The sequence below is a fragment of the Allokutzneria sp. NRRL B-24872 genome, from assembly GCF_002155965.1.
GTDB lineage: Bacteria > Actinomycetota > Actinomycetes > Mycobacteriales > Pseudonocardiaceae > Allokutzneria.
Genome location: NZ_MUMH01000345.1, coordinates 1 through 628, shown reverse-complemented (window position 1 = coordinate 628; position 628 = coordinate 1). Strand labels below are relative to the sequence as shown.

Sequence of the window (628 nt, the reverse complement as noted above, 5' to 3'; positions counted from 1 at the left end):
TCGCCGCGGAACTCCGGGACGACGCCGACGCGCACGCCGGTCAGGTCGGCCTTGGCGCCCTCGCGCGCGGCGGCGACCACGGCGGGCACCGGGGCGTTGATGGAGGTGGAGTCCAGCGGGTCGTAGCCGCCGATGACCTCGTGCAGCAGCGCCGCGCGCGAGGGCGCCAAGGCCGACCTGACCGGCGTGCGCGTCGGCGTCGTCCCGGAGTTCCGCGGCGAGGGCTACCAGCCCGGCGTCATCAGCGCCTTCGAGCAGGCCGTCGAGCAGCTGCGCGCGCTGGGCGCGGAGATCGTCGAGGTCCCCTGCCCGAACTTCACCTACGCGCTGCCCGCCTACTACCTGATCGCGCCGAGCGAGGCCTCCTCCAACCTGGCCCGCTTCGACGCGATGCGCTACGGCCTGCGGGTCGAGGACGACGGCGCGCACAGCGCCGAGGAGGTCATGTCGCTGACCCGCGAGGCCGGTTTCGGCCCGGAGGTCAAGCGCCGCATCATGATCGGCACCTACGCGCTGTCCTCCGGCTACTACGACGCCTACTACGGCTCGGCGCAGAAGGTCCGCACGCTGATCACCCGCGACTTCGAGTCGGCCTTCCAGCAGGTCGACGTGCTGGTCTCGCCGACGA

The 628-nt window shown here is 72.5% G+C and carries 1 pseudogene; it reads left to right on the top strand.

Going from position 1 to position 628, the window contains the following annotated elements:
- Positions 1–147: 147 nt before the first annotated feature.
- A pseudogene (locus CCN37_RS37950) lies at positions 148–628 on the top strand (amidase family protein); the annotation flags it as partial.